Annotated in this window: 23 protein-coding genes; 11 read left to right on the forward strand and 12 right to left on the reverse strand. The window is 71.4% G+C overall.

Annotation, left to right across the window (positions count from 1 at the left end; translation table 11 throughout):
* Positions 1-20: 20 nt before the first annotated feature.
* Positions 21-1,115 (reverse strand): LLM class flavin-dependent oxidoreductase, encoded by a 1,095-nt coding sequence (locus tag P3T39_RS17630; RefSeq protein ID WP_280698654.1) that lies wholly within the window; start codon positions 1,113-1,115, stop codon positions 21-23.
* Between the two features lie 646 nt (positions 1,116-1,761).
* Between P3T39_RS17630 and P3T39_RS17635 the strand changes: the two genes are divergently transcribed.
* From P3T39_RS17635 to P3T39_RS17650, 4 genes are all read left to right on the forward strand, one after another.
* On the forward strand, positions 1,762-2,358 hold the full coding sequence (locus P3T39_RS17635; RefSeq protein ID WP_280698656.1) for a hypothetical protein: 597 nt from the start codon (positions 1,762-1,764) through the stop codon (positions 2,356-2,358).
* A gap of 307 nt (positions 2,359-2,665) precedes the next feature.
* Positions 2,666-3,931 (forward strand): hypothetical protein, encoded by a 1,266-nt coding sequence (locus P3T39_RS17640; RefSeq protein ID WP_280698658.1) that lies wholly within the window; start codon positions 2,666-2,668, stop codon positions 3,929-3,931.
* A 546-nt stretch (positions 3,932-4,477) separates the two neighbouring features.
* Positions 4,478-6,325 (forward strand): cellulose synthase catalytic subunit, encoded by a 1,848-nt coding sequence (locus P3T39_RS17645; RefSeq protein WP_280698660.1) that lies wholly within the window; start codon positions 4,478-4,480, stop codon positions 6,323-6,325.
* A 130-nt stretch (positions 6,326-6,455) separates the two neighbouring features.
* Entirely contained in the window at positions 6,456-8,417 is a 1,962-nt protein-coding gene (locus tag P3T39_RS17650) for a kelch motif-containing protein (RefSeq protein ID WP_280698662.1), read from the forward strand.
* Between the two features lie 62 nt (positions 8,418-8,479).
* On the opposite strand, the gene P3T39_RS17655 is transcribed toward P3T39_RS17650, so the two are convergent.
* The 3 genes from P3T39_RS17655 to P3T39_RS17665 form a co-directional block, all read right to left on the reverse strand.
* A complete protein-coding gene (locus P3T39_RS17655) occupies positions 8,480-9,487 on the reverse strand; it encodes a glycoside hydrolase family 6 protein (RefSeq protein WP_280698664.1) in 1,008 nt (335 codons plus the stop codon).
* Between the two features lie 121 nt (positions 9,488-9,608).
* Positions 9,609-10,322, reverse strand: coding sequence for a uracil-DNA glycosylase (locus P3T39_RS17660; RefSeq protein ID WP_280698665.1), 714 nt, complete (start codon positions 10,320-10,322; stop codon positions 9,609-9,611).
* 173 nt (positions 10,323-10,495) lie between these two features.
* Positions 10,496-11,275, reverse strand: coding sequence for an HAD-IIA family hydrolase (locus tag P3T39_RS17665; protein WP_280698667.1), 780 nt, complete (start codon positions 11,273-11,275; stop codon positions 10,496-10,498).
* 379 nt (positions 11,276-11,654) lie between these two features.
* Here P3T39_RS17665 and P3T39_RS17670 point away from each other — a divergent pair, with 379 nt between their 5' ends.
* From P3T39_RS17670 to P3T39_RS17685, 4 genes are all read left to right on the forward strand, one after another.
* A complete protein-coding gene (locus tag P3T39_RS17670; RefSeq protein ID WP_280698669.1) occupies positions 11,655-12,617 on the forward strand; it encodes a lytic polysaccharide monooxygenase in 963 nt (320 codons plus the stop codon).
* A 155-nt stretch (positions 12,618-12,772) separates the two neighbouring features.
* Positions 12,773-13,861 carry a Gfo/Idh/MocA family oxidoreductase gene (locus P3T39_RS17675; protein WP_280698671.1) on the forward strand — a complete coding sequence of 363 codons (1,089 nt, stop codon included), beginning with the start codon at positions 12,773-12,775 and terminating at the stop codon, positions 13,859-13,861.
* 137 nt (positions 13,862-13,998) lie between these two features.
* Positions 13,999-14,319, forward strand: coding sequence for a type VII secretion target (locus P3T39_RS17680; protein WP_280698673.1), 321 nt, complete (start codon positions 13,999-14,001; stop codon positions 14,317-14,319).
* Positions 14,316-16,052, forward strand: coding sequence for a hypothetical protein (locus P3T39_RS17685; protein WP_280698675.1), 1,737 nt, complete (start codon positions 14,316-14,318; stop codon positions 16,050-16,052). Before P3T39_RS17680 ends, P3T39_RS17685 begins: the two co-directional genes overlap by 4 nt.
* 76 nt (positions 16,053-16,128) lie before the next feature.
* Here the strand turns inward: P3T39_RS17685 and P3T39_RS17690 are convergent, their stop codons facing one another.
* Complete coding sequence (locus P3T39_RS17690) at positions 16,129-16,839, reverse strand: hypothetical protein (protein WP_280698677.1); 711 nt, start codon at positions 16,837-16,839, stop codon at positions 16,129-16,131.
* Between the two features lie 313 nt (positions 16,840-17,152).
* On the opposite strand from P3T39_RS17690, the gene P3T39_RS17695 reads away from it, so the two are divergent.
* The 3 genes from P3T39_RS17695 (at position 17,153) to P3T39_RS17705 (ending at position 18,219) form a co-directional block, all read left to right on the forward strand.
* Complete coding sequence (locus P3T39_RS17695) at positions 17,153-17,446, forward strand: DUF6412 domain-containing protein (protein WP_280698679.1); 294 nt, start codon at positions 17,153-17,155, stop codon at positions 17,444-17,446.
* An 81-nt stretch (positions 17,447-17,527) separates the two neighbouring features.
* Entirely contained in the window at positions 17,528-18,058 is a 531-nt protein-coding gene (locus P3T39_RS17700; protein WP_280698681.1) for a YidC/Oxa1 family membrane protein insertase, read from the forward strand.
* Entirely contained in the window at positions 18,058-18,219 is a 162-nt protein-coding gene (locus P3T39_RS17705; protein WP_280698683.1) for a hypothetical protein, read from the forward strand. Before P3T39_RS17700 ends, P3T39_RS17705 begins: the two co-directional genes overlap by 1 nt.
* On the opposite strand, the gene P3T39_RS17710 is transcribed toward P3T39_RS17705, so the two are convergent.
* The 7 genes from P3T39_RS17710 to P3T39_RS17740 all read right to left on the reverse strand — a co-directional run bounded on the left by P3T39_RS17710 (position 18,189) and on the right by P3T39_RS17740 (position 26,102).
* On the reverse strand, positions 18,189-19,190 hold the full coding sequence (locus P3T39_RS17710; RefSeq protein ID WP_280698914.1) for an adenosine deaminase: 1,002 nt from the start codon (positions 19,188-19,190) through the stop codon (positions 18,189-18,191). The two genes, P3T39_RS17705 and P3T39_RS17710, sit on opposite strands and share 31 nt — an antisense overlap.
* Positions 19,191-19,270: 80 nt before the next feature.
* Positions 19,271-20,566 carry a DUF445 domain-containing protein gene (locus P3T39_RS17715; protein WP_280698685.1) on the reverse strand — a complete coding sequence of 432 codons (1,296 nt, stop codon included), beginning with the start codon at positions 20,564-20,566 and terminating at the stop codon, positions 19,271-19,273.
* Between the two features lie 133 nt (positions 20,567-20,699).
* Positions 20,700-22,001 (reverse strand): nucleotide sugar dehydrogenase, encoded by a 1,302-nt coding sequence (locus tag P3T39_RS17720; protein WP_280698692.1) that lies wholly within the window; start codon positions 21,999-22,001, stop codon positions 20,700-20,702.
* A gap of 5 nt (positions 22,002-22,006) precedes the next feature.
* Positions 22,007-23,272 (reverse strand): glycosyltransferase, encoded by a 1,266-nt coding sequence (locus P3T39_RS17725; RefSeq protein ID WP_280698693.1) that lies wholly within the window; start codon positions 23,270-23,272, stop codon positions 22,007-22,009.
* An 83-nt stretch (positions 23,273-23,355) separates the two neighbouring features.
* Positions 23,356-24,315, reverse strand: a complete 960-nt coding sequence (locus tag P3T39_RS17730) for an ATP-binding cassette domain-containing protein (RefSeq protein ID WP_280698694.1) — start codon at positions 24,313-24,315, stop codon at positions 23,356-23,358.
* Between the two features lie 22 nt (positions 24,316-24,337).
* The gene (locus P3T39_RS17735) at positions 24,338-25,222 is read right to left on the reverse strand and encodes an ABC-2 family transporter protein (RefSeq protein WP_280698698.1); all 885 of its coding nucleotides are present in this window, start codon (positions 25,220-25,222) and stop codon (positions 24,338-24,340) included.
* On the reverse strand, positions 25,215-26,102 hold the full coding sequence (locus P3T39_RS17740; RefSeq protein ID WP_280698700.1) for an ABC-2 family transporter protein: 888 nt from the start codon (positions 26,100-26,102) through the stop codon (positions 25,215-25,217). The genes P3T39_RS17735 and P3T39_RS17740 overlap by 8 nt, the downstream gene beginning before the upstream one ends.
* Positions 26,103-26,149: the final 47 nt, after the last annotated feature.

The following is a 26,149-nucleotide window of genomic DNA, read 5'->3' on the forward strand; positions in this document are numbered from 1 at the left end:
CGGCGGGGCCGGAGCTCGGATCAGCTCAGGCCGTACGCCTCGGCGATCAGTCCGTAGGAGCGGTGGCGTGCCTCGTGGCCGTGGATGTGCGAGGTGACCATGAGCTCGTTCGCCCCCGTCCGCTTGCGCAGGGCCTCCAGGCCGTCGGCCACCTCACCGGGCGAGCCGAGGACGAGATTGGCCAGCCAGCTGTCGAGAAACTCCATCTCGACCTGGCTGTAGGGGTACGACGCCGCCTGCTCGGGGGTCGGTATCAGACCGGGGGTGCCGCGCCGAAGCCGCAGCATGGCCAGGGCCCCGGACAGGGCCAGGCGCCGGGCCGCGGTCGCATCGGCGGCGGCCACCGCACCGACTCCGATCAGCGCATAGGGCTCGTCCAGTACGGCGGACGGCTGGAAGCTGTCCCGGTAGAGGTCCAGCGCGGGCACCGTGTTGGCGGCGCTGAAGTGGTGGGCGAAGGCGAACGGCAGGCCGAGCCGGCCGGCCAGCTGAGCGCTGAAGCCGGACGAACCGAGCAGCCAGATCGGCGGGCGCGCCTCGCTCCTGGGCACGGCCGTCAGCCTGGCGTACGGGTGGCCGTCCGGGAAGTCGCCGTCCAGGAAGTGCGTCAGCTCGGACAGCTGGCGCGGGAAGTCGTCGGCGTCCTCGCCGACTCCTCGGCGCAGCGCGCGGACCGTCGCCTGGTCGGTGCCGGGGGCCCGGCCGAGACCGAGGTCGATCCGGCCCGGGTGCAGGGCTTCCAGCAGCCCGAACTGCTCGGCGATGGCGAGCGGGGCGTGGTTGGGCAGCATGACCCCGCCCGAACCGAGCCGCAGCGTACGGGTGTGGGCTCCGAGGTGGGACAGCAGGACCGCAGGCGTGGAGCTGGCGACGCCCGGCATGCCGTGGTGCTCGGCCACCCAGAAGCGGTGGTATCCCCAGCTCTCCGCGCTGCGGGCGAGCCCGGTGGTGGCTTCGAGCGCCTCGGCGGGCGTGTAGCCCTCCCCCACCGTAGCCAGGTCGAGGATGGAGAGCGGGGCGGGTGCGGTGCCCCGGGCCACGCCACGGACGGGATCAGGGAGCGCCTGCCCGGTGGGCCGTGCCGCGTCGGGAGCCTGCTCGTCCTCGGTGGTCATGCCTCTGTCCTCCTGCTCGACCTGATCGGATGCGGGACTCCGCTCCCGCATGCGGGGTCAACCCGGCAGCGGGGCAGCGTGTTCCCAAGGTCAGGGCGCCGGGACCGGGGCCGGCCGCAGGCCGGTGCCGCACGGGAGCCCGGGCCGGGGCCGTCGGCCGGGCGGCCCGTTCCTGACCGGCCGACAGCACGGCCGCAGGGGTGGCGACTTCACGCCAGCGCAGGAAAGTCGCCAGCCGAAGGGGTCGCGGATCGGACCCGGTTTCGGGCACCCTTGGTGATCAGTGAAGGCCACGCACCACGGCCGCACTCACCGGCAAGGCCGGCGGGCTGGACCAGCTCCGCCAGGCCCGGACGAGCCCCCGGAGCGGCACCCCGCTCCGGGGGCTCGCGCAATTTCCGGCACCCGCCCTTCATGCAGGCACACCCCCCGCGCGAGCACACCCGCCGCGCCGGGAGCCGATGCCTCGGGCGCCGGCGCGGGCTCCCGCGGCGCGGGGCCAGGGGGAGCCGCAGAGCCCGGGAATCGCGACCTGACACTGTGACCCTGCCCACCCGGGGGTGCTTCATGGCATGAAATGTCGAGCCGCTAGCGTTGCCCCCAGCAGCCACCCTCTCCCTCCGGGCGGTCTGGAGGGAGAACGACCTTGGATGCCATAGCGCTGATCGGCCCTGCCTGGATCTGTGTCCTGGCTCTCTGCGCCGTTCTCGGGGACGCCTTCCTCCCCTTCCTGCCGAGCGGCACGCTGGTCATCCTCGCTGTGCTCCGGACCTCCCAGGTGGCCGGCGCTCCGGTGTTCCTCGGGCTCGGCGTGGCCCTCGCCTCGTTCCTCGGCGACCTCCTGCTGCTCCAACTGGCCCGCCGGGGCGCGCCTTCGGTGAACCGGCGGCTGGCCGGCAAGCCGGAGCTTGCGGCAAGCGTCGAGCGGGTCCAGCGGAGTCTGTCGGGCCGGACCAATCGTGCCGCCGCCGCCATGGTGATCATCGCCCGCTTCGTCCCGGCCGGGCGGACGGTCCTCGACCTTGCCGTCGGGCACTCCCCGGACCATTCCCTGAGCTTCCTTCGCTGGTCGGCGCTGTCCGCGGTGGTCTGGGCCGGCTACATCGTCACCCTGGGCTGGCTGAACAGCCACTGGTTCAACACCGCCTGGCTGAGTCTCGCCGTCTCGTGCACCGCCGCCACTGCGATCAGCACCGCCGTCGCCCAGGTGATCCGCCGTCACCGCCGCCGGGCGGCCGCCTGAGGTCTCCCGGCCTCCCCGCACCCTCTCGGCAGCACCCGTCTCACCAGCCTCCACCTGCACCGATGCTCGATGCTGCGGTCGCCGAAGTGTCTCAGGTGGGCAACAGTCGCCGGGGCGGTGCATCCACGCAGCCCGAACTCCGCGTGATGGCAGACAGTGCGCAGGGTCATTGGATGATGGTCTGTTCGCATGACATCCTGAAGATGTAATAGACAGTAAATGTCCGTTTTCTCCTGGACGTCCGGATGCCCTCCGCCGGGGCCTCCGGACGTTTTGCGGGCGCGGACGCCGATCGGCTGGGGAGACCATGAGCAGCATCTCGCGCAGGACCGTGCTGAGCGCCACAGCGGCCACCGCCGCCCTAGGGGCCGTCGCCGCCTGTTCGAGTGGCGGCAGCTCCGGATCCGGGGACAAGGGCTCCGCCGATGGCGCCGGCAGCGGAGGCAAGTCGGGGGCTCCTGCGGTCAAGGGAACGCCGATCGGGGACGGTTCGACGTCCGACACCGGCGCCCAGCCCAACCAGCCGAAGCCGGAGAAGCTCAAGCCGGGCGAGCGCCCGCCGCAGTTCGTGGTGTTCTCCTGGGACGGCGCCGGCGGCACCGACGACGGCCAGTTCCCGAGGTTCCTGAAGCTGGCCGAGCAGTACAAGGCCACGATGACCTTCTTCCTCTCCGGCATTTACGCGCTGCCGAAGGGCAAGGCGAACCTCTACCACCCGCCGAAGCACTCGGTCGGGGCGTCCGACATCCCGTACCTGTCGGACGGGGCGGTGAAGAACACGCTGAAGCTGATCAGCCAGGCGTGGCTGGCCGGACACGAGATCGGCACGCACTTCAACGGGCACTTCTGCTCGACCCGGTCGGACGGCAACGGGGTCAACAAGTGGAGCCCCGAGGACTGGCAGAGCGAGATCGACCAGGCCGTCTCCTTCGTTACCCAGTGGCGCACCAACACCGGCTTCACCGACGTCGATCCGCTGCCCTTCGACTACAAGAAGGAACTGATCGGCGGCCGCACCCCGTGTCTCGAGGGCCAGAAGGCACTGCTGCCGACGGCCGCCAAGCTCGGGTGGAAGTACGACGCCAGTTCGCCCGGCGGGCTCCAGATATGGCCGCAGAAGGTCCAGGACGGCAAGATCTGGGACTTCCCGCTCCAGGGCATACCGTTCCCCGGGCACAACTTCCAGGTGCTGTCGATGGACTACAACATCCTGGCCAACCAGTCCGCCGGCAGCACCAAGGGCGACCCGGCCAAGCACGACGAGTGGCGGACCCAGGCCAAGGAGGCGTACCTGGCCGGCTTCGACCGCGCGTACACCACCAACCGGGCGCCGTTCTTCGTCGGCAACCACTTCGAGCAGTGGAACGGCGGCATCTACATGGACGCCGTCGAGGAGACCCTCAAGGCGATCGCGGGCAAGCCCGAGGTCCGGCTGGTCTCCTTCCGGCAGCTGGTGGAGTGGCTGGAGGTCCAGGACGAGTCCACGCTGCGGAAGTTGCGGACGCTGGGCGTCGGCAAGGAGCCGGCGGGCGGCTGGGCGAGCTTCCTCGGCACGGCCGGCTCGGCGGGCTGACTCCCAGGGCCAACCAGTGGCCGGGCGACTCCGCCGGCGCCTCGGGCGCCGGCCGGGTCGCCCTGCGCCGTTTCAGGGGCATGCCGAGGCGGCCGGCCTCGCGGGCTGCCGTTCGCACGCTTTTCGATCGAACACGGGTTCTCGCCGGTAGCACTGATCGGCCGCCCATCGCATCTATTCCGCCAGATCTTCACCCTCCGACCGAGGTCATTTCCGACATCGGTTGCGATCACCCTTGGCACTGAGGACAGTTGGGGTCAATCAGGAGCCTGCCATCGCATCCGGCTCTCGCCCTCAGCAACGATCCGGTCCGTCAGTGGATCCGAACAGGATCGGGCGCCACGAAGCCGGGCTTCCGGCGGGGGCGGAGTACCCGCTTGAAGCAGTGCCGGTCCGGAAACCGTCGTGACTCCGATGGTTCATCAGGTCGCGCTTCGATCCCGGGACCACAGATCCAGAGGACAAGTCCGGGGGGACGAGTCCGCAGCGAGCTCAGGGGCAGCAACAGGGGGCGCAGCACTGCGTCCCTCGGGGGGAGTTACCGCCATGCCGAAGACAGAGGCATACCCACAACCGCAGATACCGCGCCGGTTACCCGGCCGGGCCCTGCCGCACCCGCAGGACCGCCGACAGGAGGACCCGCCTCCCCCGGACGGCCCGGGCCGCCGGAAGACACCGTACGACTACGAGCACTTCAGCCGACTGGCCGGGCCGCTGACCGATCCGTCGGCGGACCCCTCGACCGCCACCGGCACGGTCTACCGCGTCCAGTACCGCAGCCTGCTGCGCGAGGAACCGCACCGGCTCCGTGCCGCGCTGCTGCTGATCGCGGCACCGGTGGTGGAGACGATCCTGCTGGTGTGGCTGCTGCTCCCCGGACACTGGCCGGTCCGACCGGGCGAGACCCACCTGTGGCTGCCGGTCGCGGACAAGGTGATGATCGGGATCGTCTCCCTGATCGAGGTCTTCCGCCTGCTGAACGTGGTCTCCAACGCGCACGCCACCCTGGTCGCCCGCGACCCCGTCCCGGTGATTCCCGAGACCGGCACCAGAGTCGCGTTCATCACGACCTGTGTTCCGGGCAAGGAGCCCCCGGAGATGGTCCGGGCCACCCTGACGGCCGCGCTCGCCGTCCGCCACCAAGGACCGTACGACGTCTGGCTGTTGGACGAGGGCGACGACCCGGGGATGCGCCGGCTCTGTGCCGGGCTGGGCGCCCGCCACTTCAGCCGCCACGGCGTCGGCCGGTGGAACCAGCCCAAGGGCACGTATCGCGAACGCACCAAGCACGGCAACTACAACAGCTGGCTCCAGGCCCACGGCGACGACTACGACTACTGGGTGTCGGTGGACACCGACCACGTCCCGCTGCCCGAGTTCTGCGAGCGGATGCTCGGCTACTTCCGCGACCCGGACGTCGCCTTCGTCGTCGGCCCGCAGGTGTACGGCAACTACGACAGCTCGCCGTCCGCCGTCACCAAGTTCTCGGAGAGCCAGCAGTTCCTCTTCCACGCGCTGATCCAGCGAGCGGGCAACCGCTACGGCGCACCGATGTTCGTGGGCACCAACAACGCGGTGCGGATCAAGGCCCTGCAGTCCATCGGCGGACTCCACGACTCGATCACCGAGGACATGGCCACCGGTCTCGAGTTCCACCGCCGGAGCAATCCGGTGACCGGCGCGAAGTGGAAGTCGGTCTACACCCCGGATGTGCTGGCCGTCGGCGAAGGCCCGTCCTCCTGGACGGACTTCTTCTCGCAGCAGCTGCGCTGGAGCCGCGGCACCTACGAGACGATCCTCACCCAGTACTGGCGGGCCGCCTGGCGGCTGTCGCCCGGCCGGCTGCTCAACTACACGCTGATGGTGTGCTTCTACCCGATGGCGGCGCTCACCTGGCTGCTCGGCGGCGTCTCCAGCGTGCTCTACCTGGGCTTCGGGGCGTCCGGTGTGCACGTCTCCTCCCAGATCTGGATGATGCTCTACAGCGACGCCGCCGCCCTCCAGGTGCTGCTCTACACCTGGAACCGCAGGCACAACGTCAGCCCGCACGAGCCCGCCGGGTCCTCCGGCGTGGCCGGCATGGTGATGTCCGCGCTCTGCGGGCCGATCTACGCGGCCTCCCTGCTGCAGGCCGCGATGCGCCGCAAGAGCCGCTTCGTGGTGACCCCGAAGGGCGACTCCGCCAGCCCCGACCGGCCGGCCACCTTCCGCATCCACCTGTTCTGGGTGCTGCTCTTCGGCGGATCGCTCGCCGCGTCCTTCGCCACCGGTCACAACCATGTCGCCATGCGCACCTGGGCCTGCATCGCGCTGTTCTTCAGCCTGCTGCCGATGCTCATCCTGGCGTACGACTCGCTGCGCCACCGCCGCGGCCGGGACACCGGAAGCGTCTGAGCAGGGCGGCACCTTCCCCGTCGCACCGTCGCACCGTCGCACCGCCGCACCGCCGCACCGCCGCGCCCTCGCTCGCCGGCCACGGCACAACACACCACACCAGCAGTCCATTTGCACTGGGGGGCCAGTCATGAAGATCCGCCACACCGGCGGCCGGACCAGGCGTTTCGCCTTGGGCAGCACCGTCGCGCTCCTCGTCGGGGGCATGAACGCACCGGCCGTCCTCGGCTTCGCCGGGGACCAGTACCACCAGTACGTCATCAACCAGCCCGGTTACAAGGCCGACTACGGCCACTGGCAGACCCTGACGCTGCCGACCAGGTTCCGGATCAACGCGATCCACGCGACCCTGCTGCGCACCGGGAAGATCCTGATCGTCGCCGGCTCGGGAAACGACCAGAACGCCTTCGACGCCAACACCTTCAAGACCCTGCTCTGGGACCCGGCGAAGAGCACCTACAAGCTGATACCCACCCCCGTGGACATGTTCTGCGGCGGCCACACCTCGCTGCCCGACGGCCGGGTCCTGGTGGCCGGCGGCACACTGCGCTACGAGGCACTGGACGGTGCGGTCAAGAAGGCCGCAGGCACCATGCGGGTGCGCAACGAGAACCCGGACGCCGCGCGCACCTTCCCCAAGGGCACGGTCTTCACCGCACCGGACGGCCGCGAGTACGCCAGTACGGCCGAAGTCACCGTGCCCGCCGCCACGAAGACCATCGCCAGGGCCAACGCCTCCAAGGGCACCGGCGCCACCAAGGTGACCGTCACCGCCGGCGAGCGGCAGGTCTTCGTCGAGGCGGTCACCGCAGGCACCTCGTACGTCGACCGGAACCCGGCCCAGTACACGGTCAAGGGCCTCACCGGCGCCGACGCCCGCAACCTCTACGGCATGGGCACCGCGATGACCCTGGACAAGCAGGACTTCCAGGGCATCCGCAACGCCTACGAGTTCAACCCGGACACCGAACTGTACGAGCAGGTCCCGGACATGGCGTCCGCACGCTGGTATCCGACCCTCACCGGACTCGGCGACGGCAAGGTGGTCACCGTCTCCGGCCTGGACGACACCGGCCAGATCCTCAGCGGCAACGACAACGAGCTCTACGATCCGGCCACCCGCACCTGGTCCAAGGCCCCGGACCGGTACTTCCCCACCTACCCCTCGCTCTTCCTGACGGCCTCCGGCAAGCTCTTCTACTCGGGTTCCAACGCGGGCTACGGACCGGCTGACAAGGGCCGCACGCCCGGCCTGTGGAACCTCAAGGACAACAGCTTCCAGACCGTCGACGGTCTGCGCGACCCCGACCAGCTGGAGACCTCCTCCTCCGTGCTGCTGCCGCCCGCACAGCAGCAGAAGGTGATGGTGCTGGGCGGCGGCGGAGTCGGCGAGTCCCCGGCCTCGACCGCCCGCACCGGCATAGCCGACCTGACGGCACCCCAACCGCACTTCACCCCCGGCCCCGACCTGCCGGCCGGCGGCACCCGGTACCTCAACAGCGTGATCCTCCCGGACGACACCGTCTTCACCACCGGCGGCTCCGGCGACTACCGGGGCAAGCACCGCAGCGATCTGCTGAAGGCACAGACCTACCATCCGGACACCAACAGCTTCACCACCGCCGCCGAGCCCTCCATCGGCCGCGACTACCACTCCGAGGCGCTGCTGCTCCCCGACGGCCGGGTGGTGGTGCTCGGCTCCAACCCGCTCTTCGCCGACAAGGCCGACACCCAGCCCGCCGCCTTCGAGCAGCGGATCGAGATCTACTCCCCGGCCTACCTCTTCCACGGCGACCGGCCCGAAATCACCGCCGCTCCCGGCAGAGCCGCGCTGGGCGACTCCATCACGGTCTCCACCCCGCACCCGGGCGACATCGCCACCGCCAAGCTGATCCGCCCGAGTTCGGTCACCCACGCCACCGACGTGGAACAGCGGTCGGTCGCCCTCACCATCACTTCCCGCGGCGGCACCGGCCTCTCCCTCGCCCTCCCCCGCAACCCCGATCTCCTCCCGCCCGGCTGGTACATGCTCTTCGCCACCGACCGGAACGGGACCCCCTCCGTAGCCCGCTGGATCCAGATCACGGCCTGACTTCCAGGGGCAACGGTGAACCCGTCAGAGCCCCGCGCCCCTGACGGGTTCACCGTTGCCCCTCAAGAGCTCCCGTGCGCCAGACCCAGGGCGTACCCGAGCCAGAAGTCCCCTGCCCTGGGCTCGCCGCGCCCGCAGTCGCCGTCCGACTCGCCGGGGTTCTTGATCCAGAGGTAGGCGTCCACGCCCGGTCGGCCGGTCTCCGTGGTCGGGGACTCGCCCAGGGCCCGTCCGGCCGGGTTGCACCAGTCGCGGTCGCCGAGCGGTCCGTTGCCGTTGCGGCTGGTGTCGATCACATAGTGTTTGCCGTCGAGCAGCGCCGACAGTCGGTCACCGTAGGCCGAACTCTGTTCCGTCGTATAGAAGTTGGAGACATTGACGGAGAAGCCGTCGGCCTCCGCGACCCCTGCGCCACGCAGGGCCCCGGCCAGCCGCTCCTGGTCCTTGAGCCAGCCCGCATTGCCCGCGTCGAGGTAGACACGCACCTTCGGGTGCTTCTTCAACTCCCGTACCGCGTAGGTCAGTAGCTCGTAGCGTTCGGTGGCGGCCGTCGGCGGGACCCCGCAGCTGTCCAGGGTGTGCGCGACGGCGTCCGGCTCCAGGACCACCCAGGCCGCGCGGTCGGCCAGACCGGCGGCGAGCTGGTCGATCCAGGCCCGGTAGGCGGGGGCGTCGGCGGCACCGCCGGCCGAGAACTGGCCGCAGTCGCGGTGCGGTATGTCATAGGCGACGATCAGCGCCGTTCGCCCTGCCGCGGTGGCCCGTAGCGTCAGGTCCTCGGCCTTGGCGCGGGCGTCCTGGCCGCCGAGCCACAGGGCCGAGGGCTGGTCGGCGATCCGGGCCAGGGTCTTCGCGTCGGCGCCGGTCGTCCGCGCCAACTGCCGCGCGGCGGCGGTCTGGTCGGAGACGAAGAAGGTCTGCCCCGACTGCTGGGCGAGCAACCCGCCCCCGCCCCCGGTCGGTGCCGGCCGTGCGCCCCCCGACGCCCCGCCACCGCACCCGGCCACCGCACCGGCCGACAGCGCGGCCAGTAGGACCGCCGTCACCACTCGCCACCGCAGGCGCACCACAACCGCCCCTCCCCGCCATCACGGTCGGCACCAGCCTTGCACAGCCGGTGCCGACCGGGGGGCGGTTGGGCGAACATGCGCGCGTCAGCGGCTCAGCGGCCCCCCGGTGCCCGAACCGGCCTCAGGCGGAGGCGAGATCGGGCACCCGCCAGTCGATCGGCTCCGCACCGAAGCCGGCCAGCGCCTCGTTGATCTGCGAGAACGGACGGCTGCCGAAGAACAGCTTGGCCGAGAGCGGCGACGGGTGCGCGCCCTGCACCACCACGTGCTTCGAGGTGTCGATCAGCGGCAGCTTCTTCTTGGCGTAGTTGCCCCAGAGCACGAAGACGCAGGGCTCCTCGCGGTCGCTGACCGCCTTGATGACCGCGTCGGTGAACTTCTCCCAGCCCTTGCCCTTGTGCGAGTTGGCCTCATGGGCACGCACCGTGAGCACCGCGTTGAGCAGCAGCACGCCCTGCTCGGCCCAGTGCATCAGATAGCCGTTGTCCGGCGCCGGGACGCCGAGGTCGGCGTGCAGCTCCTTGAAGATGTTCCGCAGCGACGGCGGGGTCTTGGTGCCGGGCAGCACCGAGAAGCTCATCCCGTGCGCCTGGCCGTCGTCGTGGTACGGGTCCTGACCGAGGACCAGCACCCGGACGTCCTGGTAGCGCGTGGCCTCCAGCGCCGAGAACTCCTGCCCGCTCGGCGGGAAGACCTGGTGCTCGGCACGCTGCTGCGCCACGAACTCGGCCAGCTCCGCGAAGTACGGCTTCTCCAACTCGCCTGCCAGCGCCTCGCGCCAGGACTCCGGCACCTCGAACCCCGTGCCCACGGCCACCTCAGCCAGCTCCGTCACGACTCAACCTCCCACCGGGCTGCGCCCGGACCGCACGTCCTTCTTGCACCCCGAACGCTACACAGCCCCACCGACAGCCGGAGCCGCGAACCCTTTCAGGGTCCTTTAGGCGCAAGGGGTAACCGCCAGGGGCGCGCGCCCCTGGTGGTTACCCCTTGCCCTGAAGGGTTCTCTCAGATGAGTTCGATCAGGTCGGCGATCGACTTGACCACTCGGCCCGGCCGGTACGGGTAGCGCTCGACATCCGCCGCGCCGGTGAGCCCGGTGAGCACCAGGATGGTCTCCATACCGGCCTCCATGCCCGCCACGATGTCGGTGTCCATCCGGTCGCCGATCATCACCGCGGACTCGGAGTGGGCACCTGCGGTGTTCAGCGCCTCGCGCATCATCAGCGGGTTCGGCTTGCCGACGAAGTAGGGGTCGACGCCGGTCGCCTTGGTGATCAGTGCGGCGACCGAGCCGGTGGCCGGCAGCACGCCCTCGGTGGACGGGCCGGTCTCGTCCGGGTTGGTGCAGATGAAACGGGCGCCCGCGTTGATCAGGCGGATCGCCTTGGTCAGCGCCTCGAAGCTGTAGGTGCGGGTCTCGCCGAGCACCACGTAGTCCGGGTTGTTGTCGGTCAGTACGTAGCCGGCCTGGTAGAGCGCGGTGGTCAGACCGGCCTCGCCGATGACATACGCGGTACCGCCGGGGCGCTGGCCCTTGAGGAACTTCGCGGTCGCCAGCGCGGAGGTCCAGATGCACTCCTCCGGCACCTCCAGGCCCATCCCGGCCAGGCGGGCGCTGAGGTCCCTGGGCGTGTAGATCGAATTGTTGGTCAGCACCAGGAAGGGCTTGCCCGACTCCCGCAGGCGCCGGAGGAACTCCTCCGCGCCCGGAATCGGCGTGCCCTCGTGGATGAGGACGCCGTCCATGTCGGTCAGCCAGGACTCGATGGGCTTGCGGTCTGCCACGTGCGTGTCTCCAGAGGTCGTGCGGTGGTCGTACGGAGGACGTCCGGTCCGTACGGAACTGCGCCCCCACCGCCCGGAGCGGGCTGGTGGAGGGGTGCTACTGGCTGCCCCAACACCCCCAGCCTAATCCGCACGTCTGTCCGAGGGCAGCGCGTCCCGCCCACCGGACTCCACCCGTCGGTGCCCCGCCCCGGCCCGCTCGTATCCTCAACGGCTCCTTAAGCGCCCCCTAAGGGAGCTGACATACCGTCAGTCGACCGTCGCCGCCTGGCTACCGTACGGAGAAGAGGAGCGGACCCGACCCGCGCCGGCCCCCACGCACAGACACCGAGCCCCACACCGGGCACACGGTCCCCCACGCGAAGGAGCACCACCCGCCATGTCCGCTCGCCGCACCACCACGGTCGCCGCGCTCGCCGTCGCCGGTTGCGCCCTGGCCGGCGCCCTCGGCTCCGGTACCGCGTACGCGCACGGCTCGATGCAGAACCCGCTCAGCAGAGTCGAGGGCTGCTATCTGGAAGGTCCGGAGCAGCCGAAGTCGGACGCCTGCAAGGCCGCCGTCTCGCTCGGCGGCACCCAGGCCATGTACGACTGGAACGGTGTACGGATCGGCGACGCCGACGGGCAGCACCGCCGGCTGATCCCCGACGGCCGGCTGTGCAGCGCCAACAACACCGAGTTCGCCGGCCTGGACCTGCCGCGCGCCGACTGGCCCGCGACCAACCTCACCTCGGGCGCGGACTTCACCTTCCGGTTCCGCGCCACCGCGCCGCACCGGGGCACCTTCCAACTCTTCATCACCAACAGCAGCTACCGCCCGTCCCAGCCGCTGAGCTGGTCGGACCTGGAGCCGACGCCCTTCCTGACGATCACCGACCCGCAACTGGTGGACGGCCAGTACGTACTGCCCGGCAAGATCCCCGCGGGCCGGACCGGCCGCCAGCTGATCTACGCGATCTGGCAGCGCTCGGACAGCCCGGAGGCGTTCTACTCCTGCTCGGACGTGGTCTTCGACGGCAGTGGCAGCGCGGCGGGCACGGCGGCCCTCCCGGCCTCCGACAGCGGGGTCGGGCACGTCCACGACAGCCCGGCCGCCAACGCCGCTGCCCCGGCTGCCGTACCGGCCGCAGCGGTCAACGCGCAGGCCCAGGCCCCGGCTGCGGCTGCGGCTGCCGCACCGGCTGCCGGAACCCGAGCCCGGGCCACCGAGCAGCTCGCCCAGACCGGTACCGACCGGGCCACCGGCATGACGGCCGCCGTCGGCGCGTCCTTCGTGCTCGCCGGAGGCACGGTCGCGTACCTCAACCGCCGGCGCCGCGCTGCGGGCAACCACGCCCGCTGAACGGCTTCCGGCAGACGATTCACCCCCGACCCCCGGGCACCGACCGCGCGCCTGCGATCCCCCCTCCCCGGCGCGCCCGGTGCCCGGGCTCACCATCGCCACCCCGGGCGCGGCCGTGTCAGCGGACCGGCAGGCGCGCGTGATTGAGTAAGCGCATGAGCAGCGCGTCCCACTCTCCGTTCCGCGTCGGTCTGATCGGCTACGGCCTGGCCGGCTCCGCCTTCCATGCCCCGCTGATCGCCACAACTCCCGGTCTGCGGCTGGACGCGGTGGTCACCGCCAACCCCGAGCGCCGGGCCCAGCTGCACCGGGAGCACCCCGGCGCCCATCCGCTGGACACCCCCGAGCAACTGCTCGCCGAGGCCGACCGCCTCGACCTGGTGGTGATCGCCTCGCCGAACCGCACCCATGTCCCGCTGACCCGCGCCGCGCTGCACGCCGGTGTGGCGACCGTGGTCGACAAGCCACTGGCGGCCACCGCCGCCGAGGCCCGCGAACTCTGCGAACTGTCGGAGCGCACCGGCGTCCTGCTCTCGGTGTTCCAGAACCGCCGCTGGGACGGCGACTTCCTGACCGCCCGCCGGCTGGTGACCTCCGGCGCACTGGGCCGGGTGCACCGCTTCGAGTCCCGGTTCGAGCGGTTCCGGCCCAAGCCGAAGGCGGGCTGGCGCGAGCTGGCCGACCCGGCCGAGGTCGGCGGCACCCTGTACGACCTGGGCAGCCACCTGGTGGACCAGGCGCTCACCCTGTTCGGTCCGGTGGAGGCGGTGTACGCCGAGGTCGACGTACGGCGGGACGGCGCGGTGGTGGACGACGACGCCTTCCTCGCACTGACCCACACCGGTGGCGTCCGCTCGCACCTGTGGACCAGCGCCCTGGCGCCGCTCGCCGGGCCGCGCCTGCGGGTGCTCGGCGATGCGGCCGGGTACGTCAAGTCCGGCATGGACCCGCAGGAGGCGGATCTCCGCTCGGGCCGACGCCCGGACGACGGCCGGGCCTGGGGCGCGGACGACCCCGCCGCGTACGGCACCCTGGGCACCGACGAGTCCGTCACCCGCCACCAGGGCAGGTCGAAGGTGCCGACCGACCCGGGCGACTACCCCGCCTACTACGCCGGGATCGCCGCCGCCCTGGCCGACGGCACACCGCCGCCGGTGGACCCGCGCGACGCCGTCGCCACGCTGGCCGTCCTGGAGGCCGCACACTCCTCCGCGGCCACGGGGACGGTGGTCCGTCTCCCCTGACCGGGACGGTGCTGTGCCTCTCGCTCTCACCTGCAACTGTGCGGCAAACCTTCACGTCCAGCAGACCCCTATTTGGCGATCAGCCCGACAAGGCGTCAGTAGGATAAGCCGCTCAACACTGGCTTGATGAGAGGCACATGGTCATGGGGGACACCGGGTTTCGGGTACAGCCCGACGCTCTCGGAAGGTATGCGTCAACGATCACCGAGCAGCTCGACCAGCTCAGTCGGGTCCAGTCCGCGATCGCGGGCATCGTCATCTCGCCCGACGCCTTCGGGCACCTGCCGAACGCTCAGAACCTGGCGCACACCTACCAGGAGCACGCCGACGCGAGCCGGCAGAACCTCAATGACCTCTCCGAGGCCTTGACGGGGACCGCGGATGGGCTCAACCACGCGGCTGAGAACTACGCCGCGCACGACCAGGAGATCAGCTCGGCTCTCGGGGGCGGACAGTGAGTACCCACCGCTCGCCGTCGCACGGCCACACCCCGAGCCACACCCCGAGCCACACTCCGAGCCCGAGCCCGGAACCCGACCACCGGCCGAGCGGCCACCCCGACCGGCCTGCCCCCGCGCCCTCGCCTGCTCCCTCCACCGGGCCTGTCACCCCCGGCAGGCATCCCGGGCAGTCGCAGGACGACACTCCGCACACCCCCGGCCACACGCCCGGCCACACCCCGGGCCACACTCCCGGCAGCGGGGAGACGGAGCCGGGTGGCGGGGACGCCCCGGCCGACGGCGGCGACGCGCCGAAGGGCTGGTTCAGGGACTTCGTCGGCAAGACGGGCGACACCATCAAGGAGAAGGGATCCGAGGCCGTCGGCACCTTCGCGGTCGACAAGGCCAAGGAGGCGATCTTCGGGAAGCCCGACGACGGCTCCGGAGACAAGGGCGGCGGCTCCGGCGAGGGCGGCGGCTCGGGCGAGGGCGGCGGCCCCGAGCAGGGCGGTGAAGGCTCGGCGATCGGCGCGGTCGGCGGGGCCGTCGCAGGCGTCGGGGCGGCGGTCGGCAACTCGTCCGCCGGCTACCGGACGATGCCCGCCCCCGGCGGCTCCTACACGGGGCTGGCCTCCGTCTCGGGCGGAAGCTCGGCCTACGGCTGGGCCCAGGCCGCCCCGCAGCCGCCCACGGCTCCGCTCACCGAGGCGACCCACCCCTCCAGGGACGGTATCGGCGGCATGCTGGACGAGGCCGTCCAGTACGCGCTCGAGAAGTCCGGCCTGATGGACGTGCTGGAGAAGGTCACCGGAAACCTCGCGGAGCTGAACGCCGCCGCCGAAGAGTGGCAGGCCCAGGCAAGGGCCGTGCAGTACGTGGCCGAGGCCCTGCGGGGCAACGCCACGACCCTGGCCGGGCAGTGGGAGGGCAATGCCTCCGACTCCTTCGGCAACCACATGGGCGAGGTGGTGGAGGCCCTCGACTCCACCGCCGAGGGCATGTTCCAGACCGCCCAGATCATCAACTCGGCGGCCCAGGAGTGCGCGCTCGCCGAGGGCATGATCGTCGAGATCATCAGCGAGGCGATCGAGGCCCTGATCGCCTCGCTCGCCGCCGAGGCGGTGATCGCCATCCTGACGGCGGGTATCGGCCTCATCGCCGACGCGCTGATCACCGAGGCCGAGATCGCGGTCTTCGTCGCCCGTGTCGCCAAGGTGTCCACGGAGCTGGCCGAGAACCTGGAGAAGATCCTCAAGGCCCTCAAGGAGCTGGGCTCCGCGGTCAAGGCGGTCCGGAAGGTCAAGGACGTCAAGAACGCCCTCTCGGAGGTCAAGAAGGTCAAGACCGCGGTCCAGGGCCTGAGGGACTTCGAGCAGGGCGGCAAGGGCGTCGGCGACATGGCCAAGGACGCCTGGCGCAACAAGTCGCTCGACGGGGTCGGCGACGGGCTCAAGGACTTCGCGGCCCGAAAGGCCGTCGGCTACGCCGACAAGAAGGGGACGGAGTTCGCCCAGCAGCAGTTCGACCAGGCCCTCGGCTTCGACGACGGGGCACAGCGGTCCGACGACCTCAGTGTCAAGGGCCTCGCCGGGGCGGCCGGGAAGTCCGCCTGGGGCGCGGCCAAGGACGGCCTCAAGGACCCGACCAACATCGACGCCGTCAAGGGCGAGCTCGGGCACGACCTCGGGCTGGAGAGCGACCCCACTCCCTACCGCGTCGACCGCTCCCGGATCGAGCAGGCCTTCGGGTGAGCCTTCGAACCTCGGGCTGATACGGCGACGGGGGGCACCGTGTTCGTCACGGTGCCCCCCGTCGCCGTCGGACCGGTCAGCCCAGCAGAGCCGACAGCTGCTTCAGGTCATCGTCGCTGTGCATGTTGAGCGCGATCCACGAACCGTCGCTGAACGTCAGGTCGAGGCGGCGGTTGAACCAGGAGTTGGGAATGTCGCGGCGCAACCCGTAGGTGCCGCGCGGCAGTTCGAGCAAGGGCACGGCCTGGTAGTGCTCGTGGCGCTCGAACCCCCACTTCCGGCTCAGGAAGAGCATCCGATGTCCGGTGAGCACCAGGGTGAAATCGTCGTGATCGGCCCTGAGCTTCTCACCCGGGGTGGTCCGTACGGCCTTCCACACCGTCCAGGCGATGCTCTCCTTGCTGCCGCTCCACGAGCCGCCGTGGAACGGCCGCCGGATCGCCCGGTACATCCGCCGCTCCAGGCGCAGCCCGTAGGGCCGGCGGAACCTCAGGTCGGTGACGAAGATCTCCACGAACCAGCGGGGCAGGAAGTAGGTCCAGATCCCTCGCCAGACACCGCGCAGGAACCTCACGACGGCCCGCACCGGCGCCCACAGGAGATCGTGCTTGGTCTGCTGCGCGTCGAAGTAGAGCGGCAGGAGGTCGTCCAGCGCAGGCGCGAACACGCCGAGCAGCTGCTCGCCGGGGCGCAGGTGGTGCGCCGCGGTCTGCTGCAGCGCCGGGTGCCCCACGGGGACGGAGGCGAAACCGCCGCCCCACCCTGGTGCCTGCTGATACGTGCTCAAACGAGCCTCCTCGGTCCTGCTGCCACCGACTCGGTACGACGGTTGGTGTACTGGCATTCGATGTACTGGCATTCGGGATTTCCGGGGGCCCAAGCTACCCCAGCACGACCAGGTGCCGCCCGGGGATCGCCCGCCAACTGCCCGGGCGGGACTCGGCGGTGAGAGAACGGTGCAGGCTTCTGGTGCGAGGTGTGCCGGATCCGCCACGCCTCGCACCACCGCGCCGCCTTCCGGGCCCACCGGCACTCCCGCGCGGAGGTTCTCCGGCTGTACGATCGCAGCCGAGTCCGCTACCGACCCGAGGAGGCCAGCCGTGCAGTTCATCGCCGTACTGCTCGGCCTGCTGCGGGTGTTGACGGGCGAGCTGCTGCTCGGGCCCGCCGGACTGACGGCCGTTGCCGCCGCCGCGACCCTGGTACTGCTGGCCGCCGTCGCGGCCGGCGTCCTGGCGGGCCGCCGACGGCTCGGGGCCCGGGCCCCGGCTCTCGTACGCTCCGCAACCCTGCGCAGGCGCGCCTTGCGGACGGCCTTCCTCCCGCAGCGTGATCCGGATGCCCGGGGCCGGCGTCGGCCCAGGGCGCCGGGCGCGGCCCCGGCGGCCGCGTAACCCCCGCTGCTCCCAACGGCCCCACGCGGCCGCCCTCCGCCGACCTCTCATGCCACGAGACCCCGGAGGGCTCGCTCCACCATGTCCGTTCTCACCGTGCTCGACCCGGCCGTGGGCCTGGCCCACGACGCCGTCGCCGCCCTCGCCACCGTGCTGCCGACCGCACTCGCGATCGTCGTCTTCACCGTCTGCGTACGGCTCGCACTGCATCCGCTCGCCCGGGCCGCCGCGCGCGGCGAGAAGGCCCGGCTGCGGCTGGCGCCGCAGATCGCCGAGCTGAAGCGCAAGCACGCCAGGGATCCGGAGAAGTTCCAGGCGGCGATGGCCGAGCTGTACCGCGCCGAGAAGGCGTCGCCGTTCACGGGCTGTCTGCCGATGCTGGCGCAGGCGCCGTTCCTCTCGGTGATGTACCGCCTGTTCACCACCCGGGGCGACCTGCTGCACCACACCGCCTTCGGTGTCCCGCTGGGGCTGCACGTCGGCTCGGCCCACGGCCCGGGCCGGCTGCTGGTCTTCGGCCTGCTGTACGCCGCCCTGGCCGCCGTCGGCTACCTGTCGTTCCGGCGGGCCCGACGGACGGCGCCGGACCCGACGGCCCCGGTGCGGCGCTGATGCCGTACCTCTCGTTCGGCACCGTGCTCTTCGCCGCGCTGGTCCCGCTGGCGGCGGGGATCTACCTGCTCACCACCACCGCCTGGAGCTTCGCCGAGCGCGCCTGGTTGCACCGGGAGCGGGGCGCCGGTCAGCCCTTGGCGGTCCAGCCCGCCAGGTAGCTGTCGATCTCGCCGGTCAGCCGGGCCTTGCCGCTCTCGTCCAGGAACGACGCCTCGACGGCGTTCCTGGCGAGGGCGGCGACTCCGGTCTCGTCCAGGTCGAGCAGGCGCGCGGCGACGGCGTACTCGGTGTTGAGGTCGGTGCCGAACATCGGCGGGTCGTCGCTGTTGACGGTGACCAGCAGGCCGGCGTCCACCATCTGCCTGATCGGGTGCTCCTCGATCCGCTCGACGGCCCGGGTGGCGATGTTGGAGGTCGGGCAGACCTCCAGCGGGATGCGGTGCTCGCCGAGGTGGTCGAGCAGCGCCGGGTCCTTGACCGCCTGGGTTCCGTGGCCGATCCGCTCGGCGCCCAGGGCGCGCAGCGCGTCCCAGACCGTCTCGGGCCCGGTGGTCTCACCGGCGTGCGGGACACTGCGCAGACCGGCCGCGCGGGCGCGGTCGAAGTACGGCTTGAACTGCGGGCGCGGCACGCCGATCTCGGGCCCGCCGAGGCCGAAGCTGACCAGGCCCTCGGGCGCGAGGTCGACGGCGAGGCGTGCGGTCTCCTCGGCGGCGGCGAGCCCGGCCTCGCCGGGGATGTCGAAGCACCAGCGCAAGACGACGCCGAGCTCCTTCTCGGCCGCCTTCCTGGCGTCCTCGATCGCCTCCATGAAGGCGACGTCCGGGATGCCCCGGCTGACCGAGGAGTACGGGGTGACGGTCAGCTCGGCGTAGCGGATCTGCTGGCGCGCCATGTCCTCGGCCACGCCGTACGTCAGCGCGCGGACGTCCTCGGCGTCCCTGATCAGGTCGACCACGCTCAGGTAGACCTCGACGAAGTGCGCGAAGTCGGTGAAGGTGAAGTACTCGGCGAGCGCCTGCGGGTCGGTCGGCACCCTGGACTTGCCCGCGTGGCGCGCGGCCAGCTCGGCGACCACCCGGGGCGAGGCCGAACCGACGTGGTGCACGTGCAGTTCCGCCTTCGGCATCCCCGCGATGAACGCCTCGATCCCGCTCCTGGCCTCAGCCACCACACACTCTCCTTCGCACAGCTGTCAGATCCTGCATGCTAACCGCCCAGTGCAACGGCCACGGTGTGGATCAGCAATCCGGCCAGCGCACCGACCACCGTGCCGTTGATCCGGATGAACTGCAGGTCCCGTCCGACGTTGGCCTCGATCTTGCGGGAGGCGTCGTCGGCGTCCCAGCCTGCCACGGTCTCCGAGATCAGCGAGGTGATCTCGCTCCGGTAGGTCCCCACCACGTACTGGGCGGCGTCCTGCAACCAGCCGTCCGTCTTGGCCTGAAGCCTCGCGTCGGTGGCGAGTCGCTGCCCGAAGGAGCGCAGGCCGACCGCTATCCGGCGGCGCAGCTCGCTGTGCTCGTCCTCGGCGGCACTCATCACCAGTGTGCGGACGGCGGCCCAGGAGGAGGCGATCAGGTCCTGCACCTCGGGGCGGGCGAGCAGATCGGCCTTGGCACGCTCGACTCTGGCGATGGTCGCGGGGTCGTGCTGAAGCTCGGTGGCGAAGTCGGCGAGGAAGTTGTCGATCGCGCCCCGGGCGGGGTGCTGCGGGTCGTCCCGGATGTCGGTGACGAAGCGCATCAGCTCCTTGTAGACCCGCTCGCCCACCTGATGGTCGATGAACTTGGGCGTCCAGCCGGGCGTGCGCTGGGTGACGCGCTGGATGACCTCCTCGTGGTTCTCGGTCAGCCAGTCGTGCACGCGGACGGCGACCAGGTCGACCACGCCCCGGTGGCCGCCGTCCGAGACCACCTTGCCGAGCAGGCGTCCGGCCGGTTCGGCGACCGAGGTGGCGGCGGCCCGCCTGCTCACCGCCTCGGCCACCACCGCCTGGACGTCGTCGTCGCGCAGCACTGCGAGGACGCCGCGAATGGCGGCCGCCGCCTCCCTGGTGACGCGTTCGGCGCTGCCCGGCGCGGCCAGCCACTCGCCGAGACGCCGGGCGATCCCGATCGCGGCGAGGCGCTCGCGCACCACCGCACCCGAGAGGAAGTTGTCGCCGACGAAGTCACCCAGCGATTGGCCGAAGGCGTCCTTCTTGGTCGGGATGATCGCGGTGTGCGGGATCGGCAGTCCGAACGGGCGGCGGAACAGCGCGGTCACGGCGAACCAGTCGGCCAGCGCACCGACCATCCCCGCCTCGGCCGCCGCCGCGACATAGCCCGCCCAGGCACCGGCCCCGGCCGCCTGCGCCCAGGTGGCCAGGCCGAACACCACCGTCGCGAAGGCCAGCAGGCCGGTCGCAATCGTCTTCATCCGCCGGACACCCCGGCGCTTGACCTCGTCGGCCGCGGTGAAGCTGACCCCGGAGGCCGTCCTGACCCTCTCTTCGACGCTCACCCCGACAGTCTGCCCCGACGCCCCCGCCGCAGAGCCCTCCAGCCCACCGAGTCGGGATCACACCGGGGTTTCCCCGTACGGGATCCACGGGGAACCTGCGGTTGCTTTCACGGACGCGCGGACCCTGCGGTCTTCAGGGGACTGGTCGGCCTCCGCCGCCCAGGACGATGTGGCGTACGCCCGCCCAGCGGGACGGGTCGGTCACCCGGCGGCCGTCCAGCAGGACGCGGACGGACGGGAAGTCCGCCGCCGACAGTTCGCGGTACTCGGGGTGGTCGGCCTGGACCACCAGGGCCGTCACCGGCTCGTCCCGGTGGGGCGGCAGTCCGAGTGCCGTCAACTCCGCCTCCGTGTACAGCGGGTCGCTGACGTACGGCACGGCTCTGGCCGCCCGCAGTGCCTCGACGAGCGGGAAGACGCCCGAGTACGCGGTCTCCTTGACCCCGCCCCGGTAGGAGGCGCCGAGCACCCGCACCCCGACCCCGGACAGCGGGCCGAGCGCACCCTCCAGCAGCCCGACCGCGTACGCGGGCACGGTCTCGTTGGCCTCCCGCGCGGCCCGGACCACGCTCGCGTGCGGGTCGTTCCACAGATAGAGCCTGGGGTAGACCGGAATGCAGTGGCCGCCGACGGCGATGCCCGGCCGGTGCAGATGGCTGTACGGCTGCGAGTTGCACGCCTCGATCACGGCCGCGAGGTCGACCCCGCAGCGGTCGGCGAAGCGCGCGAACTGGTTGACCAGCGCGATGTTGACGTCCCGGTAGGTGGTCTCGGCCAGCTTGGCGAACTCGGCGGCCTCCGCCGAGCCGAGGTCCCAGACGCCGTTGCCGCGCGGCAGGTCGGGCCTCGGGTCGAAGTCGAGCACCGACTGGTAGAACTCGATGCCCTGCCGGGCCGAGCGCTCGTCCACCCCGCCGACCAGTTTGGGGTAGCGGCGCAGATCGGCGAAGACCCGTCCGGTACGGACCCGTTCGGGGCTGAAGACGAGCCCGAAGTCCCGTTCGGCCGACAGGCCCGAACCGGCCTCCAGACGGCTGGCCCAGCGTCCCCGGGTGCTGCCGACCGGCAGGGTGGTCTCGTAGCTGACCAGGGTGCCCCGGCACAGCCCGGCCGCGACCGCGTCGGTGGCGGCGTCCAGCAGGGAGAAGTCCGGTGTGCCGTCCGCGCCGGTGACCAGCGGGACGACGATCACCACAGCGTCCGCCCCCGCGACGGCCGCCGCCGTGTCGGTGGTGGCCGTGAGCCGCCCGTCGGCCACCACCTGCTTGAGCCGCTCGGCGAGTTCGGCCTCGCGCGGGAAGGGCGGGCGGCCGTCGTTGACCGTCCGGACCACCTCGGGTGCGATGTCCGCACCGGTGACGCGGTGGCCCTTCCCGGCGTACTGCACCGCCAGCGGCAGGCCGATCTTCCCCAGCCCGACCACGCAGATGTCCATCCCGCTCACCTCTCGCCCGCTCGTGCACCGGCTCGGGCCGGAAGCCCTCGCCGAACTGCCCGTCCAAGACTGTGCCGTAGGGCCCGCCGCAGCTTCGGCGGCAGCCGCCGCATGATTCGCCGCCGCAGCACCACCAGACTCCCGACGGGCGGGCCCGGATCCGCCAGCGCGAACACTTCGACCGGCAGTCGCAGCCGTCGGCGGCTGCCGAAGAGGGGGTAGCCCGCGTACTCGCGTTCGCGCCAGCGAATCGCCGCCGGGCTGCCGTTGGCGAGCTCGTACTCGATCAGGCCGCGCAGTACGGCGAGTTCACCGCGCTGCGCGAGGACCAGCCGCAGCCGGTCGGCGACGGGCAGGCGGGCAAGCAGCGCCGGCGAGGCGTAGTCGCTCAGCAGTGCGGCGATTCCCGCGCAGACCTGCCGTTGCAACTCGTGGTCCAGGCGCAGGAAGTCCGCCTGGAGCAACTGCGGTACCTCCCAGCCGAAGTGGCGGCTGCGGATGGCGTCCCGCTCGGGCCCGGGCCGGGTGCGGCGTTGGACGACCTCCTGGATCGCCCGCACGCCGCGCAGCCGGTCCAGTGGCCCGGCGCGGTGGGTGACGTTGCTGCCGTCCTGACGGAGCACCAGGTGGTAGTAGTCGTAGTCGGCGAGGACGGAGACCCGCTTGGCGTGCAGCAGGGCCTCCAGGGTGAACGGCTGGTCGCTGTGGACGGGGAGGTCCTCCAGCCTTCGCAGGCCGTGGCGCTGCAGCAGGTCCCGCCGGAAGAGCTTGGTGTCGGCCAGGGCCCAGGCGAGCGCGGAGTCGGTGAAGCCGACCTCGGGGGCGGTGCGGTCGAAGATGCCCTGCGGGACGAGTCGGCCGTTCTCGCCGACCTGCTTGGGGATCAGGACCTCAGACTCCCAGCGGTCGGCGGCCGCGACCATGCGTTCCAGGGCCTCGGCGCCGAGCCAGTCGTCGGCGCCGAGGTAGAGCACGTACCGTCCGGTGGCCTCGGCCGTCCCCCGGTTGGTGGGGTGGGCCGGGCCACCGGAGTTGGCCTGGTGCAGGACCTTGAGCAGCCCGGGATGCAGTGCCGCGTACCGGTCGAGTTCTTCGCCGCCGCCGTCGGTGGAGCCGTCGTCGACGGCGACGATCTCCATCCGTTCATGGCCGATGCTCTGGCCCACCAGGGAGTCCAGACAGGCGGTGAGGTACGGCATGGTGTTGTAGACGGCGATAACGACGCTGACGTCGGGCGAGACCGTCCGCTGCGCCGGCCCTCGTGAAGTCACAAGGCGACTAACGCCGTTGCCACTCCCAGGTCACTGCGCACTCACCCCGACGGCCTAGACCCGCACCCCCGGACATCCACCGTTCAGCCGATGGCCACCTCCGCGTACATCCGGGCGATGACGTCCTCGATGGCGGGTTCGCGGACCGAGAGGTCGGCGAGCGGGTAGCGGGCGGCGACGGCGGCGACGATCGGTGCGGCGCTCTGCTGGGCGGGGAAGGCGAGCCACTGGCGCGGGCCCTCGACCTTGACCACGCGGGCTCCGGCGACCTCGATGGCGGGCCCGGCCTCGGCGAGGTCGACCACCAGGGTGCGCTCGCTCTGCCCGGCGGCGTGCAGCCCGTCCAGACTGCCGTCGTAGACCACCCGGCCGTGGTCGATCACCATCACCCGGCCGCACAACTGCTCGATGTCGACCAGGTCGTGGGTGGTGAGCAGCACGGTGGTGCCCTGCCGGGTGTTGACCTCCCGCAGGAACTCCCGCACCCGGGCCTTGCTGACCACGTCGAGGCCGATGGTCGGCTCGTCCAGGTAGAGCACCTGCGGGTCGTGCAGCAGGGCCGCGGCCAGGTCGCCGCGCATCCGCTGCCCGAGCGAGAGTTGGCGTACCGGCGTGTCCAGCAGGCCGCCCAGGTCGAGGAGTTCGATGCAGCGGTCGAGGTTGGCGCGGTAGCGGGCGTCGGGGATGCGGTAGATCCGGCGCGCCAGCTCGTACGAGTCGCGCAGGGGCAGGTCCCACCAGAGGGTGGTGCGTTGGCCGAAGACCACGCCGATCCGCCGGGCCAGCCTGACCCGTTCACGCGCGGGGTCCACCCCGGCCACCCGCAGGCGTCCACTGCTGGGGACGAGGATGCCGGTGAGCATCTTGATGGTGGTGGACTTGCCGGCGCCGTTCGGGCCGATGTAGCCGACGCACTCACCGGCGTCGATGCTGAAGCTGAGGCCGTCCACGGCGTGCACCTCGCGCTTCTCACGGCGCAGCCGGCCGGCCTTGGTGCGGATGGTGAAGCTGCGCCGGATGTCCTGCAGTTCGATGAGGCTCATGGGAACTCCTGTGTGTTGGTGGTCAGTTGCCGGTGCCGCGGTAGGCGCGCAGCCCGGCCCGCCAGGCCAGGGCGGCGGCGAGGACGCAGAGGGCGGCGGCGATCGGGGAGGCGTACTGGAAGGCGGTGGGCAGGCCGAGCGGGTCGGGCTTGCCGAGGATGCGCAGGGAGGGCAGCCAGTTGACGAAGGCCAGCGGGATGCCGAAGACGACCCCGGCGACCAGCTCCTTGGCGAAGATGGTCGGCGGGTAGTGGATCAGCGTGGCACCGCCGTAGGTGAGGGAGTTCTGGAGCTCCCTCACCTCGCCCCACCAGAACTGCAGGGTGGCGCCACCGATGTAGACGGCGCCGAAGATGACGGTGCCGCAGACCAGCAGGACGGGGACGAGCAGCACCCGGTCGGCCGTCCACCGGACGTGCAGTTCGGTGAGCGACCAGGCGAGCACGGAGGCGGCCTGGAGGGGACGGCCGAGGCGGCGCAGCGAGAAGCGTTCGGCGCACAGCTGGGCGAGCGCGGGGGCGGGCCGGATCAGCATGGTGTCGAGGGTGCCGGTGCGGATCCGGTCGCCGAGCGCGTCCGCGCTGCCGACCAGCAGGTTGGCCAGCCCCAGGCAGAGCCCGGACGTCCCGTACAGGAAGCCGAGTTCGGGCAGCGACCAGCCGCCGAGGCTGTCGGTGTGCTGGAACATCAGCAGCAGGACGACGAAGTCCAGCGAGGTCGCGGCGATGCTTGCGGCGAACATCAGGTAGAAGGAGGCACGGTAGGCCATGGTGGCGCGGGTCCACATGGCGGCGACCAGCCGCCAGGAGCGCAGCGCCCAGCGCACCCTGGCCATCCGGGTCTCGGGGGCGAGGAGTTGCGGCTCGGGCCCTCGGACCTGCGGTTCGGGGACGAGGAGTTCAGCCACCCTGGACCACCACCTTGCGGGTCGCGAGCAGCTGGGCGGCGCGTCCTGCGGCGAGCAGCACGAGGGCCCAGACGAGCTGGAAGGCGATCCCGGTGAGCACGGCTCCCCCGGTGCGGCGTTCCAGCAGGATGTCGGTGGGGATCTGGATCAGCGCGGCCCAGGGCAGGACGTGGGCGAGTTCGCCGAGCCGGCCGGGGAAGAGGCCGATCGGCAGCAGCATCCCGGAGAAGAACATCGCCACCACCAGCATCACCGCCCTGATGCCTTCGGAGTCGTGCAGCCAGAAGCCGGTGAGCGAGACCAGGAAGCGCAGTCCGAAGCTGGCCACCACGGCGATCAGTACGGTGAGCAGGAAGACGGCCCAGACCAGCGGGTCGGTGGGCAGTCTGAGGTGGAAGGCCAGCGCGCCCACCAGGGTGGGCAGCAGGCCCCGGGCGACCAGATGGAAGGCGGCCCGGCCGAGGTCGGTGGCCAGCCACCAGCCCTGGAAGTCCACCGGGCGGTAGAGGTCGATGGCGATGTCGCCGGTGCGGAACCGGTCCTGGACTTCGTCCTGGAAGCCGCCGCCCCAGACCGCGACGGTGACCAGCAGGGACTGGCTGATCCAGATGTAGGTGACGGCCTGGGCGGTGTCGTAGCCGCCGAGGCCGGGCCTGGCCTGCCAGAGCGCGAGGAAGGTGTAGGCGAGGATGAAGCCGAAGACGGTGTTGGTGACGGTGCCCGCGACGGTGGCCGCGCGATAGGTGGAGTAGCGGCGGAAGGCTCCCTTGGCGATGGCCAGGTAGAGCCGTCCGGTGTCCCACCGGCCGTCACGGGAGAGTTGTCCGGTGTCCGGAGCATGGGCTCCGTTCTCCGGTCCGAGCCCCACAGGGATCTCCATATTGTCTCCTTGTCGACTTTTTGTGGCGCGGTACTCGGCGGCTCACC

Source organism: Kitasatospora sp. GP82, assembly GCF_029892105.1.
In the GTDB taxonomy this organism is placed as follows: Bacteria; Actinomycetota; Actinomycetes; order Streptomycetales; family Streptomycetaceae; genus Kitasatospora.

Coding starts and splice junctions, on each gene's coding strand:
- P3T39_RS17675 (WP_280698671.1), top strand. CDS start 12,773: ATGAGCAGCGCGTCCCACTCTCCGTTCCGCGTCGGTCTGATCGGCTAC.
- P3T39_RS17670 (WP_280698669.1), top strand. CDS start 11,655: ATGTCCGCTCGCCGCACCACCACGGTCGCCGCGCTCGCCGTCGCCGGT.
- P3T39_RS17680 (WP_280698673.1), top strand. CDS start 13,999: ATGGTCATGGGGGACACCGGGTTTCGGGTACAGCCCGACGCTCTCGGA.
- P3T39_RS17730 (WP_280698694.1), bottom strand. CDS start 24,315: ATGAGCCTCATCGAACTGCAGGACATCCGGCGCAGCTTCACCATCCGC.
- P3T39_RS17640 (WP_280698658.1), top strand. CDS start 2,666: ATGAGCAGCATCTCGCGCAGGACCGTGCTGAGCGCCACAGCGGCCACC.
- P3T39_RS17650 (WP_280698662.1), top strand. CDS start 6,456: ATGAAGATCCGCCACACCGGCGGCCGGACCAGGCGTTTCGCCTTGGGC.
- P3T39_RS17705 (WP_280698683.1), top strand. CDS start 18,058: ATGCCGTACCTCTCGTTCGGCACCGTGCTCTTCGCCGCGCTGGTCCCG.
- P3T39_RS17630 (WP_280698654.1), bottom strand. CDS start 1,115: ATGACCACCGAGGACGAGCAGGCTCCCGACGCGGCACGGCCCACCGGG.
- P3T39_RS17700 (WP_280698681.1), top strand. CDS start 17,528: ATGTCCGTTCTCACCGTGCTCGACCCGGCCGTGGGCCTGGCCCACGAC.
- P3T39_RS17710 (WP_280698914.1), bottom strand. CDS start 19,190: ATGCCGAAGGCGGAACTGCACGTGCACCACGTCGGTTCGGCCTCGCCC.
- P3T39_RS17720 (WP_280698692.1), bottom strand. CDS start 22,001: ATGGACATCTGCGTGGTCGGGCTGGGGAAGATCGGCCTGCCGCTGGCG.
- P3T39_RS17740 (WP_280698700.1), bottom strand. CDS start 26,102: ATGGAGATCCCTGTGGGGCTCGGACCGGAGAACGGAGCCCATGCTCCG.
- P3T39_RS17645 (WP_280698660.1), top strand. CDS start 4,478: ATGCCGAAGACAGAGGCATACCCACAACCGCAGATACCGCGCCGGTTA.